Source organism: Thalassolituus sp. LLYu03, assembly GCF_050507655.1.
Taxonomy (GTDB): Bacteria; Pseudomonadota; Gammaproteobacteria; order Pseudomonadales; family Oceanobacteraceae; genus Venatoribacter.
Genome location: NZ_CP191496.1, coordinates 2,133,768 through 2,153,117, shown reverse-complemented (window position 1 = coordinate 2,153,117; position 19,350 = coordinate 2,133,768). Strand labels below are relative to the sequence as shown.

General features: G+C 49.2%; 16 protein-coding genes. All 16 read left to right on the top strand.

Features of this window, described 5'->3' with window-relative positions; genetic code table 11:
• Nucleotides 1–110: 110 nt before the first annotated feature.
• Nucleotides 111–2,561, top strand: a complete 2,451-nt coding sequence (gene pbpC, locus ACQUQU_RS09770) for a penicillin-binding protein 1C (RefSeq protein WP_430459494.1) — start codon at nt 111–113, stop codon at nt 2,559–2,561.
• A gap of 651 nt (nt 2,562–3,212) precedes the next feature.
• A complete protein-coding gene (locus ACQUQU_RS09765; RefSeq protein WP_430459493.1) occupies nt 3,213–3,992 on the top strand; it encodes an ABC transporter permease in 780 nt (259 codons plus the stop codon).
• Nucleotides 3,989–4,654, top strand: coding sequence for an ABC transporter ATP-binding protein (locus ACQUQU_RS09760; protein ID WP_430459492.1), 666 nt, complete (start codon nt 3,989–3,991; stop codon nt 4,652–4,654). The genes ACQUQU_RS09765 and ACQUQU_RS09760 overlap by 4 nt, the downstream gene beginning before the upstream one ends.
• Complete coding sequence (locus ACQUQU_RS09755) at nt 4,644–5,993, top strand: lipopolysaccharide biosynthesis protein (RefSeq protein WP_430459491.1); 1,350 nt, start codon at nt 4,644–4,646, stop codon at nt 5,991–5,993. The genes ACQUQU_RS09760 and ACQUQU_RS09755 overlap by 11 nt, the downstream gene beginning before the upstream one ends.
• A gap of 2 nt (nt 5,994–5,995) precedes the next feature.
• On the top strand, nt 5,996–7,624 hold the full coding sequence (locus tag ACQUQU_RS09750) for a polysaccharide biosynthesis/export family protein (protein ID WP_430459490.1): 1,629 nt from the start codon (nt 5,996–5,998) through the stop codon (nt 7,622–7,624).
• Nucleotides 7,625–7,835: 211 nt separating this feature from the next.
• Nucleotides 7,836–8,864, top strand: coding sequence for a glucose-1-phosphate thymidylyltransferase RfbA (rfbA, locus tag ACQUQU_RS09745; RefSeq protein WP_430459489.1), 1,029 nt, complete (start codon nt 7,836–7,838; stop codon nt 8,862–8,864).
• Nucleotides 8,861–9,412 (top strand): dTDP-4-dehydrorhamnose 3,5-epimerase, encoded by a 552-nt coding sequence (gene rfbC / locus ACQUQU_RS09740; RefSeq protein WP_430459488.1) that lies wholly within the window; start codon nt 8,861–8,863, stop codon nt 9,410–9,412. Before rfbA ends, rfbC begins: the two co-directional genes overlap by 4 nt.
• 17 nt (nt 9,413–9,429) lie before the next feature.
• Nucleotides 9,430–10,338, top strand: a complete 909-nt coding sequence (gene rfbD / locus ACQUQU_RS09735) for a dTDP-4-dehydrorhamnose reductase (RefSeq protein ID WP_430459487.1) — start codon at nt 9,430–9,432, stop codon at nt 10,336–10,338.
• Complete coding sequence (gene rfbB / locus ACQUQU_RS09730) at nt 10,335–11,420, top strand: dTDP-glucose 4,6-dehydratase (RefSeq protein WP_430459486.1); 1,086 nt, start codon at nt 10,335–10,337, stop codon at nt 11,418–11,420. The genes rfbD and rfbB overlap by 4 nt, the downstream gene beginning before the upstream one ends.
• A 70-nt stretch (nt 11,421–11,490) precedes the next feature.
• The gene (locus tag ACQUQU_RS09725; RefSeq protein WP_430459485.1) at nt 11,491–13,278 is read left to right on the top strand and encodes a glycosyltransferase family 2 protein; all 1,788 of its coding nucleotides are present in this window, start codon (nt 11,491–11,493) and stop codon (nt 13,276–13,278) included.
• 1 nt (nt 13,279) lies between these two features.
• On the top strand, nt 13,280–14,527 hold the full coding sequence (locus ACQUQU_RS09720) for a glycosyltransferase family 4 protein (protein ID WP_430459484.1): 1,248 nt from the start codon (nt 13,280–13,282) through the stop codon (nt 14,525–14,527).
• Nucleotides 14,520–15,518 (top strand): hypothetical protein, encoded by a 999-nt coding sequence (locus ACQUQU_RS09715; protein ID WP_430459483.1) that lies wholly within the window; start codon nt 14,520–14,522, stop codon nt 15,516–15,518. The genes ACQUQU_RS09720 and ACQUQU_RS09715 overlap by 8 nt, the downstream gene beginning before the upstream one ends.
• Before the next feature lie 24 nt (nt 15,519–15,542).
• Nucleotides 15,543–16,445 carry a UTP--glucose-1-phosphate uridylyltransferase GalU gene (gene galU / locus ACQUQU_RS09710; protein WP_430459482.1) on the top strand — a complete coding sequence of 301 codons (903 nt, stop codon included), beginning with the start codon at nt 15,543–15,545 and terminating at the stop codon, nt 16,443–16,445.
• Between the two features lie 35 nt (nt 16,446–16,480).
• Nucleotides 16,481–17,479: a hypothetical protein gene (locus tag ACQUQU_RS09705; RefSeq protein WP_430459481.1), complete on the top strand. Its 999-nt coding sequence runs from the start codon at nt 16,481–16,483 to the stop codon at nt 17,477–17,479.
• Between the two features lie 50 nt (nt 17,480–17,529).
• Complete coding sequence (locus ACQUQU_RS09700) at nt 17,530–18,240, top strand: Stf0 family sulfotransferase (protein ID WP_430459480.1); 711 nt, start codon at nt 17,530–17,532, stop codon at nt 18,238–18,240.
• Nucleotides 18,241–18,259: 19 nt separating this feature from the next.
• Nucleotides 18,260–19,333 carry a UDP-glucose 4-epimerase GalE gene (galE, locus tag ACQUQU_RS09695; protein WP_430459479.1) on the top strand — a complete coding sequence of 358 codons (1,074 nt, stop codon included), beginning with the start codon at nt 18,260–18,262 and terminating at the stop codon, nt 19,331–19,333.
• Nucleotides 19,334–19,350: the final 17 nt, after the last annotated feature.

Below are 19,350 nucleotides of genomic sequence, written 5' to 3'. Positions count from 1 at the left end.
ATCATGCAGAAGCAGGGGTTATTAAGGGCGCAGGGCACTGATATGCCATGGGTGCAGCACACTGGGATGCATGAGGCAGAGCGTTGCGCCGGACGCTGAGCACGGCCGAGATGCAAGTACGCCGCCTGAGCGCTGGCGTAAAGCAGGCGCTGCACACAGGCGGAAGCCTGATCCGGCGCCGCCCGGCAACGGCTGCTTTGTTACTGCCCTTGATCGTCGTTGTGCTGGCGCTGCTGGTTGCGGATGTGATCTGGCCGCTGCGGGTGCCTCTGCCCCTGCCTCAGCCTGGAAGCGCTCGTGCTTCTGACCTGGAGCACAGCACGCCTGCCTCAGCGGACGATTTTGCCCGGCTGGTGGTCGACCGTCATGGCCGGCCGCTGCGCGCCTTCGCCGATGCCGACGGTGTCTGGCGTTATCCGCTGGCACTGAACGACGTGGCGCCTGTGTATCTGGATGCCTTATTAAGCTACGAAGACCGCTGGTTTTACTGGCACCCCGGGGTGAACCCGCTGGCCCTGCTGCGCGCCAGCTGGCAGAACTGGCGCTGCCACTGCGTGGTGTCGGGGGGCTCTACCATCACCATGCAGGTGGCGCGGCGCTTTTATCCCCACGCCCGCACACTGAGCGGCAAGTTGCAGCAGGTGCTGCGTGCGCTGCAGCTCGAATGGCATCTCAGCAAAGACCAGATTCTGAACTTGTATCTGAACTATGTGCCGATGGGCGGCACGGTCGAAGGCGTCGGTGCGGGTGCCCGCTTGTACCTCGATAAACCCGCGCAGCAGTTGTCGCTGGCCGAGGCCGCCTTGCTGGCGGTGTTGCCGCAGACACCGTCACGCCTGCGCCCCGACCGCTACCCCCGCGCAGCGGAAGCGGCGCGCAATAAAGTGCTGGCTCGCATGAAAGCCTTTGGCCGCATCAGCGACGCCGACTATCGGGCGGCGTTGCTGGAGCCTGTGGTGGCGTACGCACTGGAAGCCCCGCGGCTGGCGCCCTTGCTGGCGCGGCGGTTGCGCACCGAAAACCCGGAGCCGCTCATCCGCACCACACTCGATGCCGATCTGCAGGCCGGTCTTGAGGCTCTGTTGCTGCAGGATATCCGCCAGTTTCCTGCGGCTCATTCGGCCGCCGTACTGGTGGTCGATAACCGGAGTCACGAGGTTCTGGCGTATCTCGGCTCGGCGGATTTCACCGACAACAGCCGTTTTGGTCATGTGGACATGGTGCAGGCCCAGCGTTCACCCGGTTCAACGGTGAAACCCTTTATTTATGGTCTGGCCATCGACGACGGCCTGATCCATTCCGCCAGTCTGTTACGCGATGTGCCGCGCCGCTTCAGTGACTATCAGCCCGACAATTTCAGCGGCGGCTTCAGCGGCCCGGTGTCGGCGACGGAAGCGCTGCGTCAGTCGCTGAACGTGCCGGCAGTGCAGGTGCTGGAAGCCTTAACGCCGGCGCGGCTGAATGCGGCGCTGATCAACGCGGGCGTGCCGTACCGGCTGCCGGCCGGCAGTGCTCCGAATCTGGCGATGGCGCTTGGCGGCGGTGGCCTGTCGCTGGCCGGGCTGGTGCAGCTGTATTCCGGCCTGGCCAATGGTGGGTTGGTGACGCCACTGAAACTCAGGCCGGACGATGCGATGCCGGCCCGCTGGCTGATGTCACCAGAGGCTGCCTGGGTGACGCTTAAAATGTTGCAGACGCCGCGTCCGGACAGGGTCGATAGCCGCTTTACCGTGCAGGCGCCGCAGCCCATCGCCTGGAAGACGGGCACCAGCTACGGCTTTCGTGATGCCTGGGCGGTGGGTGTTACGCCGCAATACACCATAGGCGTCTGGCTGGGCCGGCCTGATGGCACCCCGGCGCCCGGTCACTACGGGGCGGTATCGGCGTTGCCACTCATGTTCCGTCTGTTCGACCGGCTGGACCCGGCGGCAGGCGATTTCCCGCGCCCGGAGGGCGTGACCGACGACTGGATCTGCTGGCCGCTGGGTACGCTGGCCGCTGAAAACCGTCGTGACGACTGCCTGCAGAGTCAGCGTGCGTGGCTGGTGCGGCGACAGATTCCGCCGACGCTGGCGGACGAACAAGGCGATGGGCTGGCGCGCAATCCTCTGCCGTTCAGGGTCAGTGAGCGAGGCCTGTTGGTGGATGAACATTGCCAGACTGTCAGTCAGGAACGGCGGGCGATGGCGGTCTGGCCACGCTCACTGGAACCCTGGGTGCCGGTGTCACAACGTTTGCGCAACCGCCTGCCAGCGCCCGACCCGCGCTGTCCGACACCACCGGCGTTAGCGGTCAGTCCGCTGAGAATCATTGGAGTACGGCAAGATTCCGTGCTGCGCTCCAGCCGTCAGGCACAGGGCGCCAGCCTGAATTTTCCTGAAATTTCCCTGACGGCGCAGGGCGGGTTGGGCGTTCGTGACTGGTTTGTAGACGGAGCCTACGCCGGCTCATCCGGTGAGGCTGAATCGCTTATCTACCGTTTTCATCAGTCGGGGCGCCACGAACTGGTGGTTATGGACCGGCTCAGTAATCTCGATCGTCTGTCGCTGGTCGTTGAGTAGCTGTTGGCTTAGTACTGCTGACTTTGTAGCTGATGGTTTGGTCGCTGGATGGCCCGGTTTGGGCTGTCGGAGGGGCTGAACAATCCGTAATCTCAGCTGCCAATTATCAGTCGGGAACTCGGCTCTCTGATAACAGTCTGTTACACGCCAGAAAGTGGCGAGAGTCACAACAGTCAGAATCATTGTCCAAAATGCCCGAGGCGGGATATCAGACAGCAAAGTTCTGACTTTTTTTGGTCATGCAAGTCAGGCAGTCTGCTGTTCAGATTACGACCGTTCATTGGGTATGGATGTGATCACATTCGTTCACAATGTCAGACAATAATTGCCAAAAACGTAACAATTTCGTCACCAGACCATGTTCAATTTGTGACGGATTCCGCAAAGTAGGCCCGATGAGCTGGTCAGACCGCTTTGCTTGAATTCGGTAGTTACTGGTCTATAATGGCGCCCTGTTATCGTTAAAGTAACACTTGTTAACTAAAACAAGTCAAATGAAGTACAAATGGTAACAAACGTCAGAATTTTGTCGCTGAAGGACAGGATGATCCGGTGCCCAAGTAAGGTGTCGGGGAAGGGTCCGGACAAGGTTTGAGCGTCTGCCGTTAGAGCAGCTTGGGTGGCTCAGACAGATTTCAACATGGAGCAGTAATGATTCAGCGTAGTTCCTGGCAGATTATGGCAGACACGGTCTTCGCCCTGATGATCCGTGAGCTGCGCACCCGTTTTGGTGCTAGTCGGTTGGGTTACTTCTGGGCGATTGCAGAGCCGGCTCTTCAGACGTCAGTTATGGTGGTCGTATTCAGTGCGCTGGGGAGAAATACTCTCTCAGATGTTCCTGTCGCTTTGTTTATGCTGACAGGGATTTTACCTTACAAGCTGTTTTCCAAGCTTTTGACGCAGTTGGGCGCTGCTGTGCAGTCAAATAGGGGGTTGCTTTCCTACAGGCAGGTTGTGCCTTTCGATCCCTTTCTGACCCGCCTAATAATCGAGTTGGCTACCTTTCTGATTGTTTACTTTATTCTGATTGCGGTGTTGGCATGGCTGGGTATGTCTGCGTTGCCCAATGACTTCCTCCATATGATCGTTGCAACACTGCTGTTGATTTTGTGCGCATTCGGATTTGGCATGATTCTTTGTGTTGTGCAACTGTACTGGGAGGATGTCACTAAATTGGTAACCATAGTTATGACTCCTATGATGTTCGTGTCCGGTGTTTTCTACAGCGCATCTATGGTGCCTGAGCAATATTGGTATTTGCTTACGTGGAATCCTATCTTTCATGCAGTAGAGCTTAGTAGGGATGCCTACTTTTCTTCCTATGTGACCCCGATCGGAAGTTGGTTGTACTTGGCTGTATGTGCATTGGTTTGTATGGCAGGTGGCGTGATTGCATTCAGACTTAACCGGCAAAGGTTTGTAGAATCGTGATTAGATTTTGTGGTCTGAGTAAGTTTTACAGAACGCGCAATGGTCGTAGCTATATCTTCAATGGAGTTAATGCTGAATGGCCAACGGATCGGAATATCGCGATACTTGGGCCAAATGGTGCGGGAAAATCGACGCTTATTAAAATGATAGGTGGTGCGGATATTCCAAGTCGTGGTGTGATTGAATCAGATGTGAATATATCTTGGCCTTTGGGGCTTCAGGGTGGGCTTCAGGGGACAATGACGGGTAGGGAAAATGTCCGGTTCGTCGCTCGTATACATGGTTACAAAAATACTAAGCGCATTGAGCAGCATGTAGAGGATTTTGCAGAAATAGGCGAATATTTCGATGAGCCTGTTAAAACTTATTCAAATGGCATGCGTGCAAGGGTGACATTTGGTCTTACGATGGCTTTTGATTTCAATTTTGATGTGTTACTTATAGATGAATTAACTGCTGTCGGTGATTCTGCTTTTAAAGAAAAAAGTCAGAAGCTACTGCTTGAGAAATATGCTTCCACTAAGATTATTATGGTGAATCATGCGTTTGATCAATTGCGGAAGTTTTGTGATTCTGGCGTTGTTATAAAAGATAAGAATATTTACTTTCATAATAGTTTAGCTGACGCGATAAAAGATTATCAGGAAACCTATGCCAGATAGTAATAAGGAAAAGAGCGTTGTAGTGCTTGGGTCAATTAGTCTTGAGCCATTGCGACGACTTAAGCGGCTAAAGGCTTCGGCTGGAGGGGATGCCTCTGGAGTGCGGCAATCTTTAGGGGGTGTGAATGATGATTCCGCCGCTGAGGTTTTGTCTGTTGAAGTCGGGGATGGCGTTCAGCATGGTGAAATTTTGTTGGACAAACCTGCGAACTCTCGTTGGCCGGAGGATATTTTTAGTCATGCTAGGCGAGGGGTTGCTTACGCTTGGGCTCGGTTTGGGTCCTTTGCTCTGGTGTTGGTCGTCTCATTTTTTTTAATAGTATATTTCGGGCTCGTGGCAACTCCCCGATATGCCAGTGAGGCGCAGTTTGTTGTTAAGCAGTCGGAAGGTAATGAGGTTGCTTTGGCTGGATTGGCTTCGTTGGGTTCCGTAAGTACATCCATGCGTGACGCTCTAATAATTAAAGAATACATTGAATCGCGGGATATGGCTGTTGCTTTGGATGAGGCTGTCGGGCTTAAGGCTCACTATCAGACTTCTGATGCTGACTTCTTTAGTCGTTTGTCTATGGATGCAACAACTGAAGAATACGTGGATTATTACAATAATCACTTAGTGATACACCATGACGAAACGTCGGATATTGTTTATGTGGAGGTTCAGGCCTTTACCCCCGAGTATGCCTTGCTACTCTCGGAAAAGTTATTAGAGATTAGTGAGGTATTTATTAATGATCTTGGGGACAAAATTGCCAAGGAGCAAATGCGCTATGCAGAAGAAGAGGTTCAGCGCACTCATGGTATTATGAAAGATCAGCAGAATAAGCTGTTGCAGTTTCAGGATAAGAATAAACTTTATAGTCCCGAGCAAGAGGGTAGTGCGCTGCTCGAGGCTATTAATAGTTTGCAAGCGGAAGTGATAAAGGCTGATGCTCGATTAAAGGAGTTGACTGCTGTTATGCGTGATGATGCCCCTGAGGTTCGCGCTCAGCGAAACTTGATTAACTCCCTTAATCAACAATTGAAAGAAGAGAAGACGCGATTGACCTCGGAAGGTGACAATTCTCTCAATAAAGTAAATGTTGATTATCAGGAAATAAGGCTGGGGGCTGAGTTAGTAGCAGATTTATATAAATCGTCTTTGGCAAGCTTGGAATCCGTGCGTGCTGATGCGTACAGGAAATTAAAACATCTGCTGATCGTGCAGCATCCTTCTCTCGCGGAAGAGGATAAATATCCTCGTCGTTTATACAATATTTTCACTTGGTTTGCTGTTGTTCTGATGATTTATCTCATTGGACGGCTGATGTTGGCTATTATAAAGGAGCATAGGGATTGAATATGAAGTTGTGTAAGTTTCTTTGTCACCTCTCCCTTCATGCTCTGCTGTTGCTGAACGCATTCGGTGCGCTGGCTGTTGAACTGGCTCAGGATGCAGACGCGCAGGCGGCGCCTCCGATTCCGGATGAAAAAATAAATACCGTGTTTGGCGGCTGGTTGTTCACGGGTGGGTTCAAAGTCGCATCCTTTACAGGTATTAACCCGAACTACCGCATTGCACAGGGTGATACTCTGGTGGTTCAGCTCTGGGGGGGGCTGGATGTACAGCAGGATGTAACCGTAGATGCGCAGGGTAATATTTTTATTCCCAAAGTAGGCCCGGTTAAAGTGCTGGGTGTTGAGAATCGTGAGTTGAATGACACCGTTCTCAAGTCTATTAAGCGTGTTTATAAATCCAACGTTGAAGCTTACGTGACCCTCGCCTCCAGTCAGAAAGTAAAAGTCTTTCTGTCAGGTCTGGTGACCAATCCGGGGTTGTACGAAGGCCAGAGTGCCGATTCCATTCTGCGTTTTATCGATCAGGCCGGTGGTATCCGCCGCGATCTCGGCAGCTATCGTAACATTGAGCTGAAGCGTGCCGGTAAAACCCTGTACAACATAGACCTTTATGCCTTCATCGAACGGGGTCAGATGCCGGATATTCAGCTGCAGGATGGCGATGTCATTTTCATTGGCCGCAAAGGCGGTGAAGTGTCAGTCGAGGGCGAAGTTGGCTTTACCGGCAAATACGAACTGAAAGGCAATACTGGCTTTCTGGCAGAGGTTGTTAATGCCGTTGTCGAGACAGAAAAGGCCACCCATGTCACCGTGGTTGAGCCAACCGGTACTGAAGTGAACGCGGTACAGTACCCGATCGACAGTATTCAGAACGTGCAGGTCCGCCCGGGCGCCTTGATCAAAGTCAGCTCGCAGTTGCGTCCTAAGAGCATCAGTGTTGAATTGCTCGGTGAGCACAATTCACAGACAGAAATTGTGCTGCCATGGGGTGCCACGCTGAAAGACCTGCTGGCTCAGGTTGAATATACAGCGCTGTCGAATACCAAAGCTGTTCAGCTGTTTCGCGATTCTGTGGCTCAGCGTCAGAAAGAAATGCTGGACGCCTCCCTTACATCGCTTGAACAAAGTGTGCTGACGGCGCGCTCTGCCACCAAGGACGCGGCAGAATTGCGTAAAACGGAAGCCGACATCGTGCTGCGCTGGATCGACAAAGCAAAAGACGTTCAGCCACGTGGGCAGGTGCTGCTGACAGAGGGTTTTGATCCTGCGTCGGTAATTTTGCAGCAGGGTGACAAGGTTGTCATTCCAGCCAAGCGTAATCTGGTCATGATTCACGGCGAGGTCTGGTTCCCAACGGCGATTACTTGGGAAAAGGGTCGCAGCGTTGAGGAATATCTGAATCAGGCAGGCGGTGCTACCCAGGATCTGGACGACACTAATACGTTGGTGATGAAATCCAACGGAACCTTTGTTTCGGCCAATGGTGATCTGGATGACAGCAAGCTAGTTGAACCGGGCGACGAAATTTTTGTACTGGCAAAACCAGATCTCAAGGCATTGCAGCTGACCAAGGATATTACTCAGGTAATTTATCAGGTTGCTGTGTCGGCCGCTGTTGTGCTGGCACTTTAATCGCTATTGCCGGACCAGTAAGTGCTGGTCCGGATTATTACTAATGGGTTGATCGACCAATAACAATAGCAATCAGAGCTGACGGTGTGCTGTTTCACTGGTATTCCGGCTGGGGATTTTTTGGTCAGGTTGGCGAATTTAAACAAAAATGGGTAGGGCCTTTGCGGAGCATCAGAGGCAAATTGAACAGGGACGATCTCAGGAGAGACTTATGAACAGTGCAATCAAATCGACCAAGCGCAAAGGCATTATTCTGGCAGGTGGTTCAGGTACCCGTCTGTATCCGCTGACGAAGTCCGTCAGTAAGCAGTTAATGCCGGTATACGATAAGCCGATGATCTATTACCCACTGAGTACTCTGATGCTGGCGGGTATTTCTGAATTCCTGATCATCACCACGCCTCAGGATAGTGCTAATTTCCGTAACCTTCTGGGCGATGGTAGTGAGTGGGGCATCTCCATTGAATACGCAGTACAGCCAAGTCCTGATGGCTTAGCTCAAGCTTTTATCATTGGCGAAGAGTTCATCGGTGATGCCTCGGTTGCCCTGATTCTGGGGGACAACCTTTTCTTCGGCCAGAATATGTCGAAAGATATGCTGCAGGCTACTGCGGGTGAACGGGATGGTGCCACTATTTTTGGCTATCACGTTCAGGATGCGCGTGCTTATGGTGTGGTTGAATTTGATGAATCCGGTAAGGTAATTTCTCTGGAAGAAAAGCCAGCACTGCCAAAATCCAATTACGCCGTTCCTGGTCTGTATTTCTACGATAACAGAGTCGTTGAGATTGCTAAAAGTATTAAGCCGTCACCTCGTGGTGAGCTTGAAATTACCGACGTAAATAACGCCTATCTGGCCGACGGTACACTGAACGTGCAGTTGCTGTCCCGTGGTACTGCCTGGCTCGATACCGGCACCCACGACAGTCTGCTGGATGCCAGTCACTTTATCGCCACCATCGAAAAACGTCAGGGTCTGAAGGTTTGTTGCCCAGAAGAGATCGCGTTCCGTCTGGGGCTGATTGATGCCGAACAGCTGCGTAAGCTGGCTGAACCCATGAAGAAAAATGGTTATGGCCAATACCTCTTCAGCGTTCTTTTCGAGCACGCCAATGCCAAGGTTAATCCGTCGAAGTTCAATCCGGCAAAATTCGGACGTCGCGCTGAAGATCGTCTGAAAATGAACCTGATGCAGAAAGCCATTGAGCAGACTGGCCAGTTTGAAGAGGACATCGTATGAAACTGATCCGCACCCGTATCTCGGATGTTGTGGTTGTCGAGCCTCTGGTATTTGGCGACGAACGTGGTTTCTTCATGGAAACCTTCCGTGCCGGCATCATGGACGAGCTGACTGGTGGCAAGCCGTTCGTGCAGGACAATCACTCAAAATCAGCGCAGGGCATTCTTCGTGGCCTGCACTATCAGATGCAACAAACCCAGGGCAAACTGGTGCGCGTTGTGGCGGGTGAAGTATTCGACGTAGCCGTTGATATGCGCAAAGGCTCACCGACCTTCGGGCAGTGGGTCGGTGAGATTCTGTCAGCAGACAACAAACGTCAACTTTGGGTGCCGGAAGGCTTTGCCCACGGTTTCTATGTGATGTCAGACAGTGCAGAATTTGTTTATAAATGCACTGATTACTACGCGCCTGAATACGACCGCTCGCTCAAATGGAACGACCCTACAGTGGGCATTGAGTGGCCGCTGGTTGATGGAAAAGCTCCGTTGCTGTCTGCCAAAGACGAAGCGGGTAAGTCATTCGAAGAAGCCGATAAATTCGAATACTGAACAGGGACGAAAGACAAATGCGCGTATTGGTTACGGCCCGAAATGGCCAGCTCGGTTTTGAACTGCAGCACACGCTGACACTGGCTCGTGAGTCGGGTGCGGCGTGGGCACAGAACGTTGAAGCGTTATTCTGTGATTCCTCCGAACTCAACATCACCGACGCCGTGCTGGTTAATGCCATTGCCGCTGAGTTTAAACCTGATCTCATCATTAACGCGGCCGCCTACACGGCTGTCGATAAGGCCGAGTCCGACCTAGATGCGGCGTACGCGGTTAATGAAACCGGCGTTAAGAATCTGGCGCAGGCCTGTAAAACACTCGGTGCAAAGTTACTGCATGTTTCTACCGACTTTGTGTTTGCTGCCGATAAAAATACCCCGTATCAGCCGTCGGACGCGACATCTCCGCTGGGCGTTTATGGCGCCAGCAAACTGGCCGGTGAACAACAAGCTCAGACCATTCTCGGTGCCGATGTCAGCATCGTCCGTACGGCCTGGGTTTACAGCGTGCATGGTAATAACTTTGTTAAAACCATGATCCGCCTGATGCGCGAAAAAGAGCAGCTGGGTGTTGTCTCTGATCAGGTCGGCACGCCGACGTCGGCCCGTAATCTGGCCAATGCCCTGTGGCTGCTGGCAGAGCGCAAATGCCGACAGCAGGACACTCAGGTTATTTATCACTGGACCGATCTGGGTACCGCCAGTTGGTACGACTTCGCCGTTGCGATTCAGGAACTGGCGGTTGCAGCCAATCTGCTCGAAAAAGCCATTCCGGTAAATCCGATCACTGCTGCCCAGTATCCGACACCCGCCAAACGCCCGGCTTACAGCGTGCTCGACACCTCCGCCCTGCGTAAAGACATAGCCGTGAACGGAGTTCACTGGCGTACCGCATTAAAGAATATGATTCAGGAACTTGCTCAATGAATGCGTTGTTAGTGACCGGTGGTGCCGGTTTTATTGGTTCGAATTTCGTTCTCTACTGGCTCGAAACCTACCCACAGGACAAAGTAATTGTATTGGATGCACTGACCTACGCCGGTAACCGTGCGAACCTGGCCAGTGTCGAAGACAATCCGAATTTTACCTTTGTCCACGGCGATATCTGCAACACAGCACTGGTAGAGATCCTGATCAAAGAGCACAAGGTGAATAATCTTGTGCACTTTGCTGCCGAAAGCCACGTAGACCGTTCAATTACAGGCCCTGATGCCTTTATTGAAACCAATATTATTGGTACCTACAGCCTGCTGAAGGCCGCTAAAAAGCTGTGGATTGACGAGCCGAAAGCGCGCGGCGAAAGCCCGGTTGCACACCGCTTTCACCATGTCAGCACCGACGAAGTGTACGGCACGCTGAGCCCGACCGACCCGGCCTTCAGTGAAACCACTGCGTACGCGCCGAACAGCCCTTACAGCGCCAGTAAAGCCGCATCCGATCATCTGGTGCGCGCCTACCACCACACTTATGGTCTGAACGTCACCACGTCCAACTGCTCGAACAACTATGGCCCGTATCATTTCCCGGAAAAACTGATTCCGCTGGTACTGACCAACATCCTGCACGACAAAGCGCTGCCGATTTACGGCGATGGTCAGCAGATCCGCGACTGGCTGTACGTAACCGATCATGCCCGCGGTATCGATCTGGTGATCAAACAGGGCCGTGTGGGTGAGTGCTACAACATCGGTGGCATAAACGAATGGGCGAATATCGACATCGTTAATCTAATCTGCAAACTGATGGATGAAGCCTTTGCTGCAGAACCCGAACTGACTGTTCGGTATCCACTGGCCACCAAAGCCATCGCCGGTAAAAGCGCCGACCTGATTACCTACGTAGCCGACCGCGCCGGTCACGACCGTCGCTACGCCATCGACCCGACTAAATCCCAGCAGGAACTTGGCTACAAACCAGCAGAAAGTTTTGAAAGTGGTATCCGTAAGACCGTCTACTGGTATCTGCACAATCAGAACTGGTGGATGCCGCTGCTGAAGCAATTCTCATAAATCATATAATTGCTCTTGTACTTGAGCGATTTGTCGCAGCAGTATCAGAAATTTAAAGGAAAGGCTTACCATGGGCGAAATACTCGGCGCGTTCTACGATCAAGCTATCTTCTACGGCGCGGATTTACTATGCATACTTGGTTGGGAGCGATACACCGGGGAGGAAGCTCCTGATCTTGAAATTAATTGCATGGGTGAAACGTTAGATGTGACATCTTTGTCTTTGATTAAATTTAGTCGAATGGATGTTAACAAGCATTTTGGAGACGAAGATGAGGTTAAATGGGGGGTTATGCGTGTTTTTAGGCTCGCCTCCCCGTTTAATCGAGAAGATGCCGTAGACCTGAAATTTGTTTTAAAGCTTTCGTCTGATGAGAAGGACGTAGAAGCGAACCTTAGTGAAAATACTGCAGTTATTCTCAATAGCACAATGCAAATGGATAAAAAGGATATTCGTACGTTTGTCACTGACATTTTGGATGAATGCGTGAAATCTGTGCTTACTAGTCCATCGGAAGGATTTTCTGCAGTAGAGCAGTTGCCAGGTTTTATTCGTTTGCATGGTGATAATAATGTAGCTATTCCTGGCTACGGCGTATTTCTACAGGGATGGATGGTAGACTCTGAAAGCAACTTGCTAGGTGTATATTTGCGCCAAGGGTCAAGTATATCTGAGAATCTGCTTGGGTCATGCTCGAACTTTGATCGCCCTGATGTTAATAAGGCGTTTGAACGGATTGTATCTTCACGATATAAGGCAGGTATTTACGGAATATTCCGTATGTCTAAATACAACCCAACAAAAAAAACTGATCTGGTAATGGTTGCAAAGGGTGGAAGGATTGCAGTAATGCCGTTGGATGTGAATGCTGGGGTGGATGATCCAATTTCATTAATCAGAACGTTGCTGACACCTGTTGATATGCGCAAGCCAGGTTACGAGGCTGAAATGAATGGCTATCTTGGTGATGCTATCTTCAGTGTCTGGGCTAATAAAAAGACCTGTGGGGATACGGTTCAGGTTACAGAATATGGCCAGCTGCCTGATGAGCCGGTATGCAGCATCATTATCCCCATATACGGGCGTTATGATTTTGTCTTGTATCAGATTGCACAATTCGTTCAGGATCCGGGAATGTGTCGGGCAGAGATCATTTATGTACTTGATGATCCAAGGTTGCTGAGCGAATTCAACCAGTATTGTGCAGGTGTATATGAGCTTTTCCGGCTTCCATTCAAAACCGTGAGCTATGATATGAATCTTGGCTTTGCAGGTGCTAATAATATGGGTGTTCAGTATGCAACAGCCCCAATGCTATTGCTGCTCAATTCTGATGTAGTGCCCAAGTACGCGGGTTGGCTGGCAGAAATGATGGGTACTTATGCTCATGCCAAGAACCCTGGCATCCTCGGAGCCCGTCTGCTATTTGAGGATGAGACGATTCAGCATGACGGACTTGCTTATCAGCAGATTAAAGAATTCGGATCCCTCTGGTTAGTCGAACATCCTGGGAAAGGGCTGCCGGTTTGGATGACAGAAGAGCTTGGTCTCCGTTCGGTCCCATCTGTTACAGGAGCCTGCATGCTCATGAAGACTGAACTCTATAGCCAGCTTGGTGGTCTTGATGAAAGCTACGTTCTTGGTGATTTTGAAGACAGTGATCTTTGTTTGAAGGCGTTAAATGCAGGCTATGTAAACTATATCAATAGCAGCATCGTTCTTTATCATCTGGAAAGGCAGTCACAAAACTTATTCGAGGATAAGTCCTGGAAGTTCAAGCTGACTATCTATAACGGATTGCAGCATACGAGAAGATGGGGAAGCATGATCAAGGAACTGAGCGCGGAAGCAATTTAATATGAACAAAGGCATGAAACATAACCGTATTCTCGTTGTAGCACATGGCCATCCAGATCATAGCAAGGGAGGGGCTGAAGTTGCCGCCTATAATCTCTACAAAGAATACGAAGCAATGGGACTGGACTGCTTGTTTCTGGCGCGTTCTGGTGACTCCTCGCATGGAGGCTCTGTATTTTCTACACGCAATGATGGCCGTGAGATCCTTTTTCATACCAGTATTGGTGACTGGTTCAACCTGCGGTGCGCCCAAAGCCGTCACATGACGGAGTACTTTGCCGACTTCCTGCGCCGGTATCAGCCAACGGTTGTGCATTTTCACCACTATGCACACATGGGCGTCGAAATGTTACGTGTTGTCAGGAATGCACTGCCTGAAACAAAGATCCTTTTTACGCTCCACGAATATATGGCTATCTGTTTCAACAACGGACAGATGGTTAAAAAGGGCAGTACAAAGCTCTGCTATGAATCGAATCCTGTAGATTGTGCTAAGTGCTTTCCGGAAAAATCCAGCGCTGATTTCTTCATGCGTAAACAATACCTCCAGTCAATGTTTGCTCTGGTTGACATGTTTATTTCGCCAAGTCACTTTCTTCTTGATCGCTACAAAGCTTGGGGAATTCCGGAAGAGAAGCTAGTGATGATCGAGAATGGCCAGCCAGCATCTCATGGTGATGCTCCGCGTACCTTGGTAGATGGAGAGGTAAGGGGGCGATTTGCTTTCTTTGGACAAATTAACCCATTTAAGGGTGTTGATGTGCTGCTCCAAGCATTCGCAGCACTACCGGATGAAGTTAAAGAACTGGTTCACCTCGATATTCATGGTGCCAACCTTGATATGCAGGAAGCCACTTTTCAGGGCAAAATTAAAGATCTGTTGGATGAACTGAAAGATGTCGTTACAGTTCATGGCTCCTATGAACCACACGAAATGCCCCGCCTACTCAAGGAATGCGATTGGATGATTATTCCATCAATCTGGTGGGAGAATTCGCCAATGGTAATCCAGGAGGCCTATAATCATGGACGTCCGGTTATTTCTGCTGATATCGGCGGTATGGCAGAAAAGATTATAGATGGTGTTACGGGTTATCATTTCCGCAGAGGTAGTTACCAGTCTTTGGCTACTGTAATCGAGTTGGCTATTTCAGAAGCAAAGTGGAATGATTTTCATAATAATATCGTAAGGCCTATTACTATATCTGAATGTGCTCGTGCGCATATAGAGGTGCTAGATAATGTGTAAGCGTGTTGTTTTACATATCGGTTCTGAAAAGACAGCTACTACCTTTATGCAGCATTTCTTTTCAGTGAATAGGGATCAGCTTTTACGTGATGGGGTGTACTATCCAACTTCAGCATTTAGCAAGCATGCACAGTTTTCTCTCGTATCTCCGCTATGCGAACTGGATAGTGGTAGGCCTCTTGAGTTTATTCCAAAGGATATTCCTTGTGATTTTAATTTCGAATGGACTCCTTTGATTCGTGAGTTTAATGAAAGATCAGATTTTCATACGATGTTGCTCAGTGTTGAGCATTTTTCTTCGAGATTAAAACACAATGGACTTGCTAAGCTTGCTGAATTGCTAGGCAGTTTGAATGCGGATCATATCGACATAGTATACTACTTTCGTCGACAGGATTCTTACTTTCAGTCTTCATACAGTACATATGTCAAGTCTGGTGGCACGAAGTCAGTCGCGGATATGTATAAGTCACTAATATCAAATCAGTGGTTTTTTGATTCCAATTTTCTTATTGAGCAGTGGAAAAAGCATATGCCGTCGGCACGTTACTTTGTGCGTTCTTATGAACTTGCTGTGCGGGGTAGTGGTATTCTGGCAGATTTCGCGGCGGCTACCGGTCTTGAATTTGGTGATGCATATGTAACTCCAGAGCTAGATCGGAACGAGTCTTGGAGCCCGAGTATGTTGAGTTTTGCTCGCTATGTTAATGAGCATATTTCGGACCGGTTGGGGAGCGACAGGTACAGACTTTTGCAGTCTTTTTATTTAAGGTCGGGGATTAAAAAAGAGAAAGTTAAGAATATTCTACCTCTGAGTGATCGTCATCATATTATGGAGCGATATGAGGAGTCTAATCGAAGGTTATGTCAATTGTACGGATTGGACTTTGATGGGTTGTTTTCGCTATCGGAAGATGATGGATATCGCTGTCCTGATAATATTCGGTTTAGTCAGTCTGAGTTGTATGAACTGATTTTGTCTTTACTTTAAATGATTTCTGATTAGAGGAGTGCTATGAAAGCTATTATTCCAGTTGCTGGGCTTGGTACCAGGATGTTGCCGGCAACTAAGGCGATACCGAAAGAGATGTTGCCAATCGTTGATAAGCCATTAATACAGTATGTGGTGAATGAAGCGGTAGCTGCGGGAATTAAAGAAATCGTGCTCGTTACTCACTCAAGTAAAAACAGCATAGAAAATCACTTTGATACCAGTTTTGAACTTGAGGCTACTCTCGAAAAGCGGGTTAAGCGTCAGTTGCTTGAGGAAGTCCAGGCGATTTGCCCTAAAGGGGTTACCATCATGCACGTTCGTCAGGGGCAGGCCAAGGGGCTTGGTCATGCCATTAGCTGTGCGCGACCATTGGTTGGAGATAATCCATTCGCAGTGCTCTTGCCAGATGTGATTATTGACGATGTTGCATCAGATCTTAGTCGTGACAATTTAGCGGATATGATCAATCGTTATCGCGCAACGGGACGTAGTCAGGTAATGGTTGAGTCTGTTCCCATTGATCAAGTCCATAAATACGGTATCGTCGATTGCGGCGGGGCAGAGCTTAAGCCTGGTGCCTCTGAGGTTATGGTTGGCATGGTTGAAAAGCCCGATGCAGGTCATGCTCCATCAAATCAAGCAGTTGTTGGTCGGTACGTATTGTCTGCGGGCATCTGGGATATCCTTTCGCACACTCTACCTGGGGCGGGAGAAGAGATTCAGCTGACGGATGCGATTGCTGAAATGATGAGAACGGAACAGGTTGAGGCTTATGGTATGGTGGGGAAGAGTCACGACTGCGGCAGTAAGGAAGGGTATATGTTGGCTAATATAGAGTTTGGTTTAAGGCATCCTGAGGTTGGATCTTGCATGCGAAGCTATATAAATCGACTGCATGTCGCAGGTGAAATATCAGTCAATTAATCTTGCTTTTTGAAACTACTGCGAGGGTTTAATCTATGGGTGGTTTAACACTTTATCTTCATGTTGGTCCTCACAAAACAGGGTCGACGTATGTACAGGAACTTTGTACGGGTAAGTCGGAAGTTATGGCTGCGGCTGGTCTGTTGTACCCCAAAGAATATTTTCGTCTGTATGGTCATCATGATATATGCAAAGTTTTTAACTCTCATGATGATGAAGTGGTGTTTCACTCGGTGGTTGATAAGTGGAAGAAGCAAGGATGTGACATTCTTCTTTCAAGTGAAAAGCTCAGTCTCATGTCGGGTGATTTCTTTCGGAAGTTGAAAGGATTGTTTCCTGAGTACGCTTTTAAGATAATTTACTACTATAGATCTCCTTCTGATCGAATGGTTTCTCAATGGCAAGAACTTGTTAAGCATGGATTTACTTCGAGCTTTCCGGAGTTTTTTGCGAAATCATTTTTTCGGGTAAGTCAAAAAGGTGATATTGGTCATGAGAGGTTTTTGACTGATCTGGAGAGCGTGGTGGGTAGGGAAAATATGGTGTTTATTGATCATAAGCGCTGTGTTTCTGAAGGTAACTCTATGCAGGCGCTGATGTCTGTTGTTGGTTTGAATGGGCTTGTTGAAGATGACAATGTTCGCAGAAACCTTTCTCTTCCGATAGCGAAGGCTGAGTTGTTTAGAGCTTTAAATATTGCTCAGCAACGTTCTGATTGTGATGCATCTGAGAATGTTCGGCTTGCGTTTAACAGACTTCGGCTTGCAAAAGAACCTGCAGTCAGGGAGTTGATGGATATGATTTCTGCTGACCTTATGTATATTGAGGTCGGTAATTCGGCTGTAGATCTTGCCTCCTATGATTATATGGTCTCTAGATACTCTGATCGATTTTGGCTTGAGCCCTTGGTGCCTGTGGGGCGAAAGGTTAAAGTCCCTCGTGGTGAGTGGATGTTTAACCCGCGTGCGTTGCAGCTTTTGTATAAAGTGTTTTCGGTAAGTCAGGGGCAGTCTGAGGTTGTTTTTCAGGATTGATTTGGCGCCAGTGATTTAAATTCATGTTATCGTCTTGAGGAGATTCGTTTATGAAAAACTACGTTTTATGTGTCGTTGATGGTAAATCAACGGACCATTTTGTTAAAGATTTGGCTTCGGTTGGTTTTCTTGGTCGGCCGCGACTCTACTTATCCAGAGCTAATTTGTTGGGCAGTGGTGCGGCAAAGGAGACTCGGATTTCAGGTGATGATGTAGATGCTGCTCTCTCGGCTGCTGCTAGTGCTGGCTCTGGTATTGTTGCCCTGAGGGTGAATCTTGATCAGGTTGCCAGAGTTGGTACTTTATTGAAAAATGCAAAGGATGAGCTGTCTTCTTTAAAGCCGTTGGAGGCTTTTACTCAGTTTTTTTCCGACTATGAGTACATTTTTATTAGGCAAAAGACACCAGCTTTGCATATGACCTCTAACTACTTTGGTGCTCATGGAATTAAATCTCCGGACGATCTTGCCGAAAAGTATAATTTCGAGGATTCACAGATAGAATTTCAGCGTATTTCTTCTGAGTATCAAGGTTGGAGGAAATTTTTTGATCGCTTTGATATTAAGCCAATAACGTTGGTTTATGAGGAGTGCGTTGAAAGTCCAGACTATGTTTATGAGCTTCTGCGACGCTTGGGTGCTGACTCGATATCGGATGTGAGCAATGATAGGGAAGGCTTGAAGAGGTTGACAGGTCCTTTGAAGAGGGATTTTCTTGTCAAGTTTAAAGCGGATCAGGCTGAGAAATTGGCTATGGATTGAGTAATTGTAACCTGCGTTTATGAGTCGTTTGACGCGGAAAATTACCGGGTCAGATTTAATCCTCTTTAATGTGACGTTTGATATGGCAATACTTGTTTGTGGTGCAACCGGATTTATCGGTAGTCACTTTTGTGTTCTGGCGCTGCAGCAGGGGCTTGATCTTCTGCTGCTTGATAATCTTGAGAATAGTTCCCCTAAAGTGCTGAATGCCATACGGGAAGTAACAGGAATAAGCCCCAGGTTTGTAGAGGTTGACATCCGGGATAAATCTTCGCTGGACGCTGTTTTTGCCACTAATCAGGTGGATTCTGTTGTTCATTTTGCTGGATACAAGGCCGTTGGAGAGTCTGCTGCGGAACCGCTGCGTTATTATCGCAATAATGTGGATGGTAGTCTGAATCTGCTTGAGAGTATGAAGGAGCATGGGGTTCGCAAACTGGTTTTTTCATCATCGGCGACGGTTTATGGTGTGCCTGAGTTCAATCCTTATACGGAGGAGCACCGTAAAAGGCCGTTTAACCCGTATGGACAGACAAAGTCGGTCGTTGAAGATATGATGTACGATCTTTGTGCGTCAGATCCTCAGTATGCTCTGGTGGCTCTTAGATACTTTAACCCAATAGGAGCGCACCCTTCTGGCATGTTAGGTGAAGATCCGAAAGGCATCCCGAACAATCTTATGCCTTTTATTACCAAGGTCGCTGTGGGGCAATTGGCTGAACTGGGAGTATTTGGAGATGATTACGATACCGTTGATGGGACTGGTGTCCGCGACTATATCCATGTAATGGATCTTGCATATGGTCATATACGAGCACTTCAGTATCTTAATAGCAATGCCGGGTATCAGGCGATAAACCTAGGAGCAGGCAGGGGCTACTCTGTGCTTGAGCTCGTATCCGCATTTGAGCGTATTAACGGGGTGTCTATTCCCTATGTTATAAAGCCCCGCCGAGATGGAGATCTGGCTGCGTATTGGGCTGATGCAAGCAAGGCTGAGCGCCTATTGGGCTGGAAAACGCAGCTTGGTATTGATGAGATGGTTCGTGACGCCTGGGCTTGGCAGTCGGCGAACCCTAACGGCTACAACTGATAGATTTGAGATTCTTA

Bases quoted from the DNA above. Each gene is read 5' to 3' on its own strand.
- rfbD (WP_430459487.1), top strand. From the start codon at position 9,430: ATGCGCGTATTGGTTACGGCCCGAAATGGCCAGCTCGGTTTTGAACTG.
- galE (WP_430459479.1), top strand. From the start codon at position 18,260: ATGAGTCGTTTGACGCGGAAAATTACCGGGTCAGATTTAATCCTCTTT.
- rfbA (WP_430459489.1), top strand. From the start codon at position 7,836: ATGAACAGTGCAATCAAATCGACCAAGCGCAAAGGCATTATTCTGGCA.
- rfbC (WP_430459488.1), top strand. From the start codon at position 8,861: ATGAAACTGATCCGCACCCGTATCTCGGATGTTGTGGTTGTCGAGCCT.
- rfbB (WP_430459486.1), top strand. From the start codon at position 10,335: ATGAATGCGTTGTTAGTGACCGGTGGTGCCGGTTTTATTGGTTCGAAT.
- ACQUQU_RS09765 (WP_430459493.1), top strand. From the start codon at position 3,213: ATGATTCAGCGTAGTTCCTGGCAGATTATGGCAGACACGGTCTTCGCC.
- ACQUQU_RS09725 (WP_430459485.1), top strand. From the start codon at position 11,491: ATGGGCGAAATACTCGGCGCGTTCTACGATCAAGCTATCTTCTACGGC.
- ACQUQU_RS09720 (WP_430459484.1), top strand. From the start codon at position 13,280: ATGAACAAAGGCATGAAACATAACCGTATTCTCGTTGTAGCACATGGC.
- galU (WP_430459482.1), top strand. From the start codon at position 15,543: ATGAAAGCTATTATTCCAGTTGCTGGGCTTGGTACCAGGATGTTGCCG.
- ACQUQU_RS09700 (WP_430459480.1), top strand. From the start codon at position 17,530: ATGAAAAACTACGTTTTATGTGTCGTTGATGGTAAATCAACGGACCAT.
- ACQUQU_RS09705 (WP_430459481.1), top strand. From the start codon at position 16,481: ATGGGTGGTTTAACACTTTATCTTCATGTTGGTCCTCACAAAACAGGG.
- ACQUQU_RS09755 (WP_430459491.1), top strand. From the start codon at position 4,644: ATGCCAGATAGTAATAAGGAAAAGAGCGTTGTAGTGCTTGGGTCAATT.
- ACQUQU_RS09750 (WP_430459490.1), top strand. From the start codon at position 5,996: ATGAAGTTGTGTAAGTTTCTTTGTCACCTCTCCCTTCATGCTCTGCTG.
- ACQUQU_RS09715 (WP_430459483.1), top strand. From the start codon at position 14,520: ATGTGTAAGCGTGTTGTTTTACATATCGGTTCTGAAAAGACAGCTACT.
- pbpC (WP_430459494.1), top strand. From the start codon at position 111: ATGCAAGTACGCCGCCTGAGCGCTGGCGTAAAGCAGGCGCTGCACACA.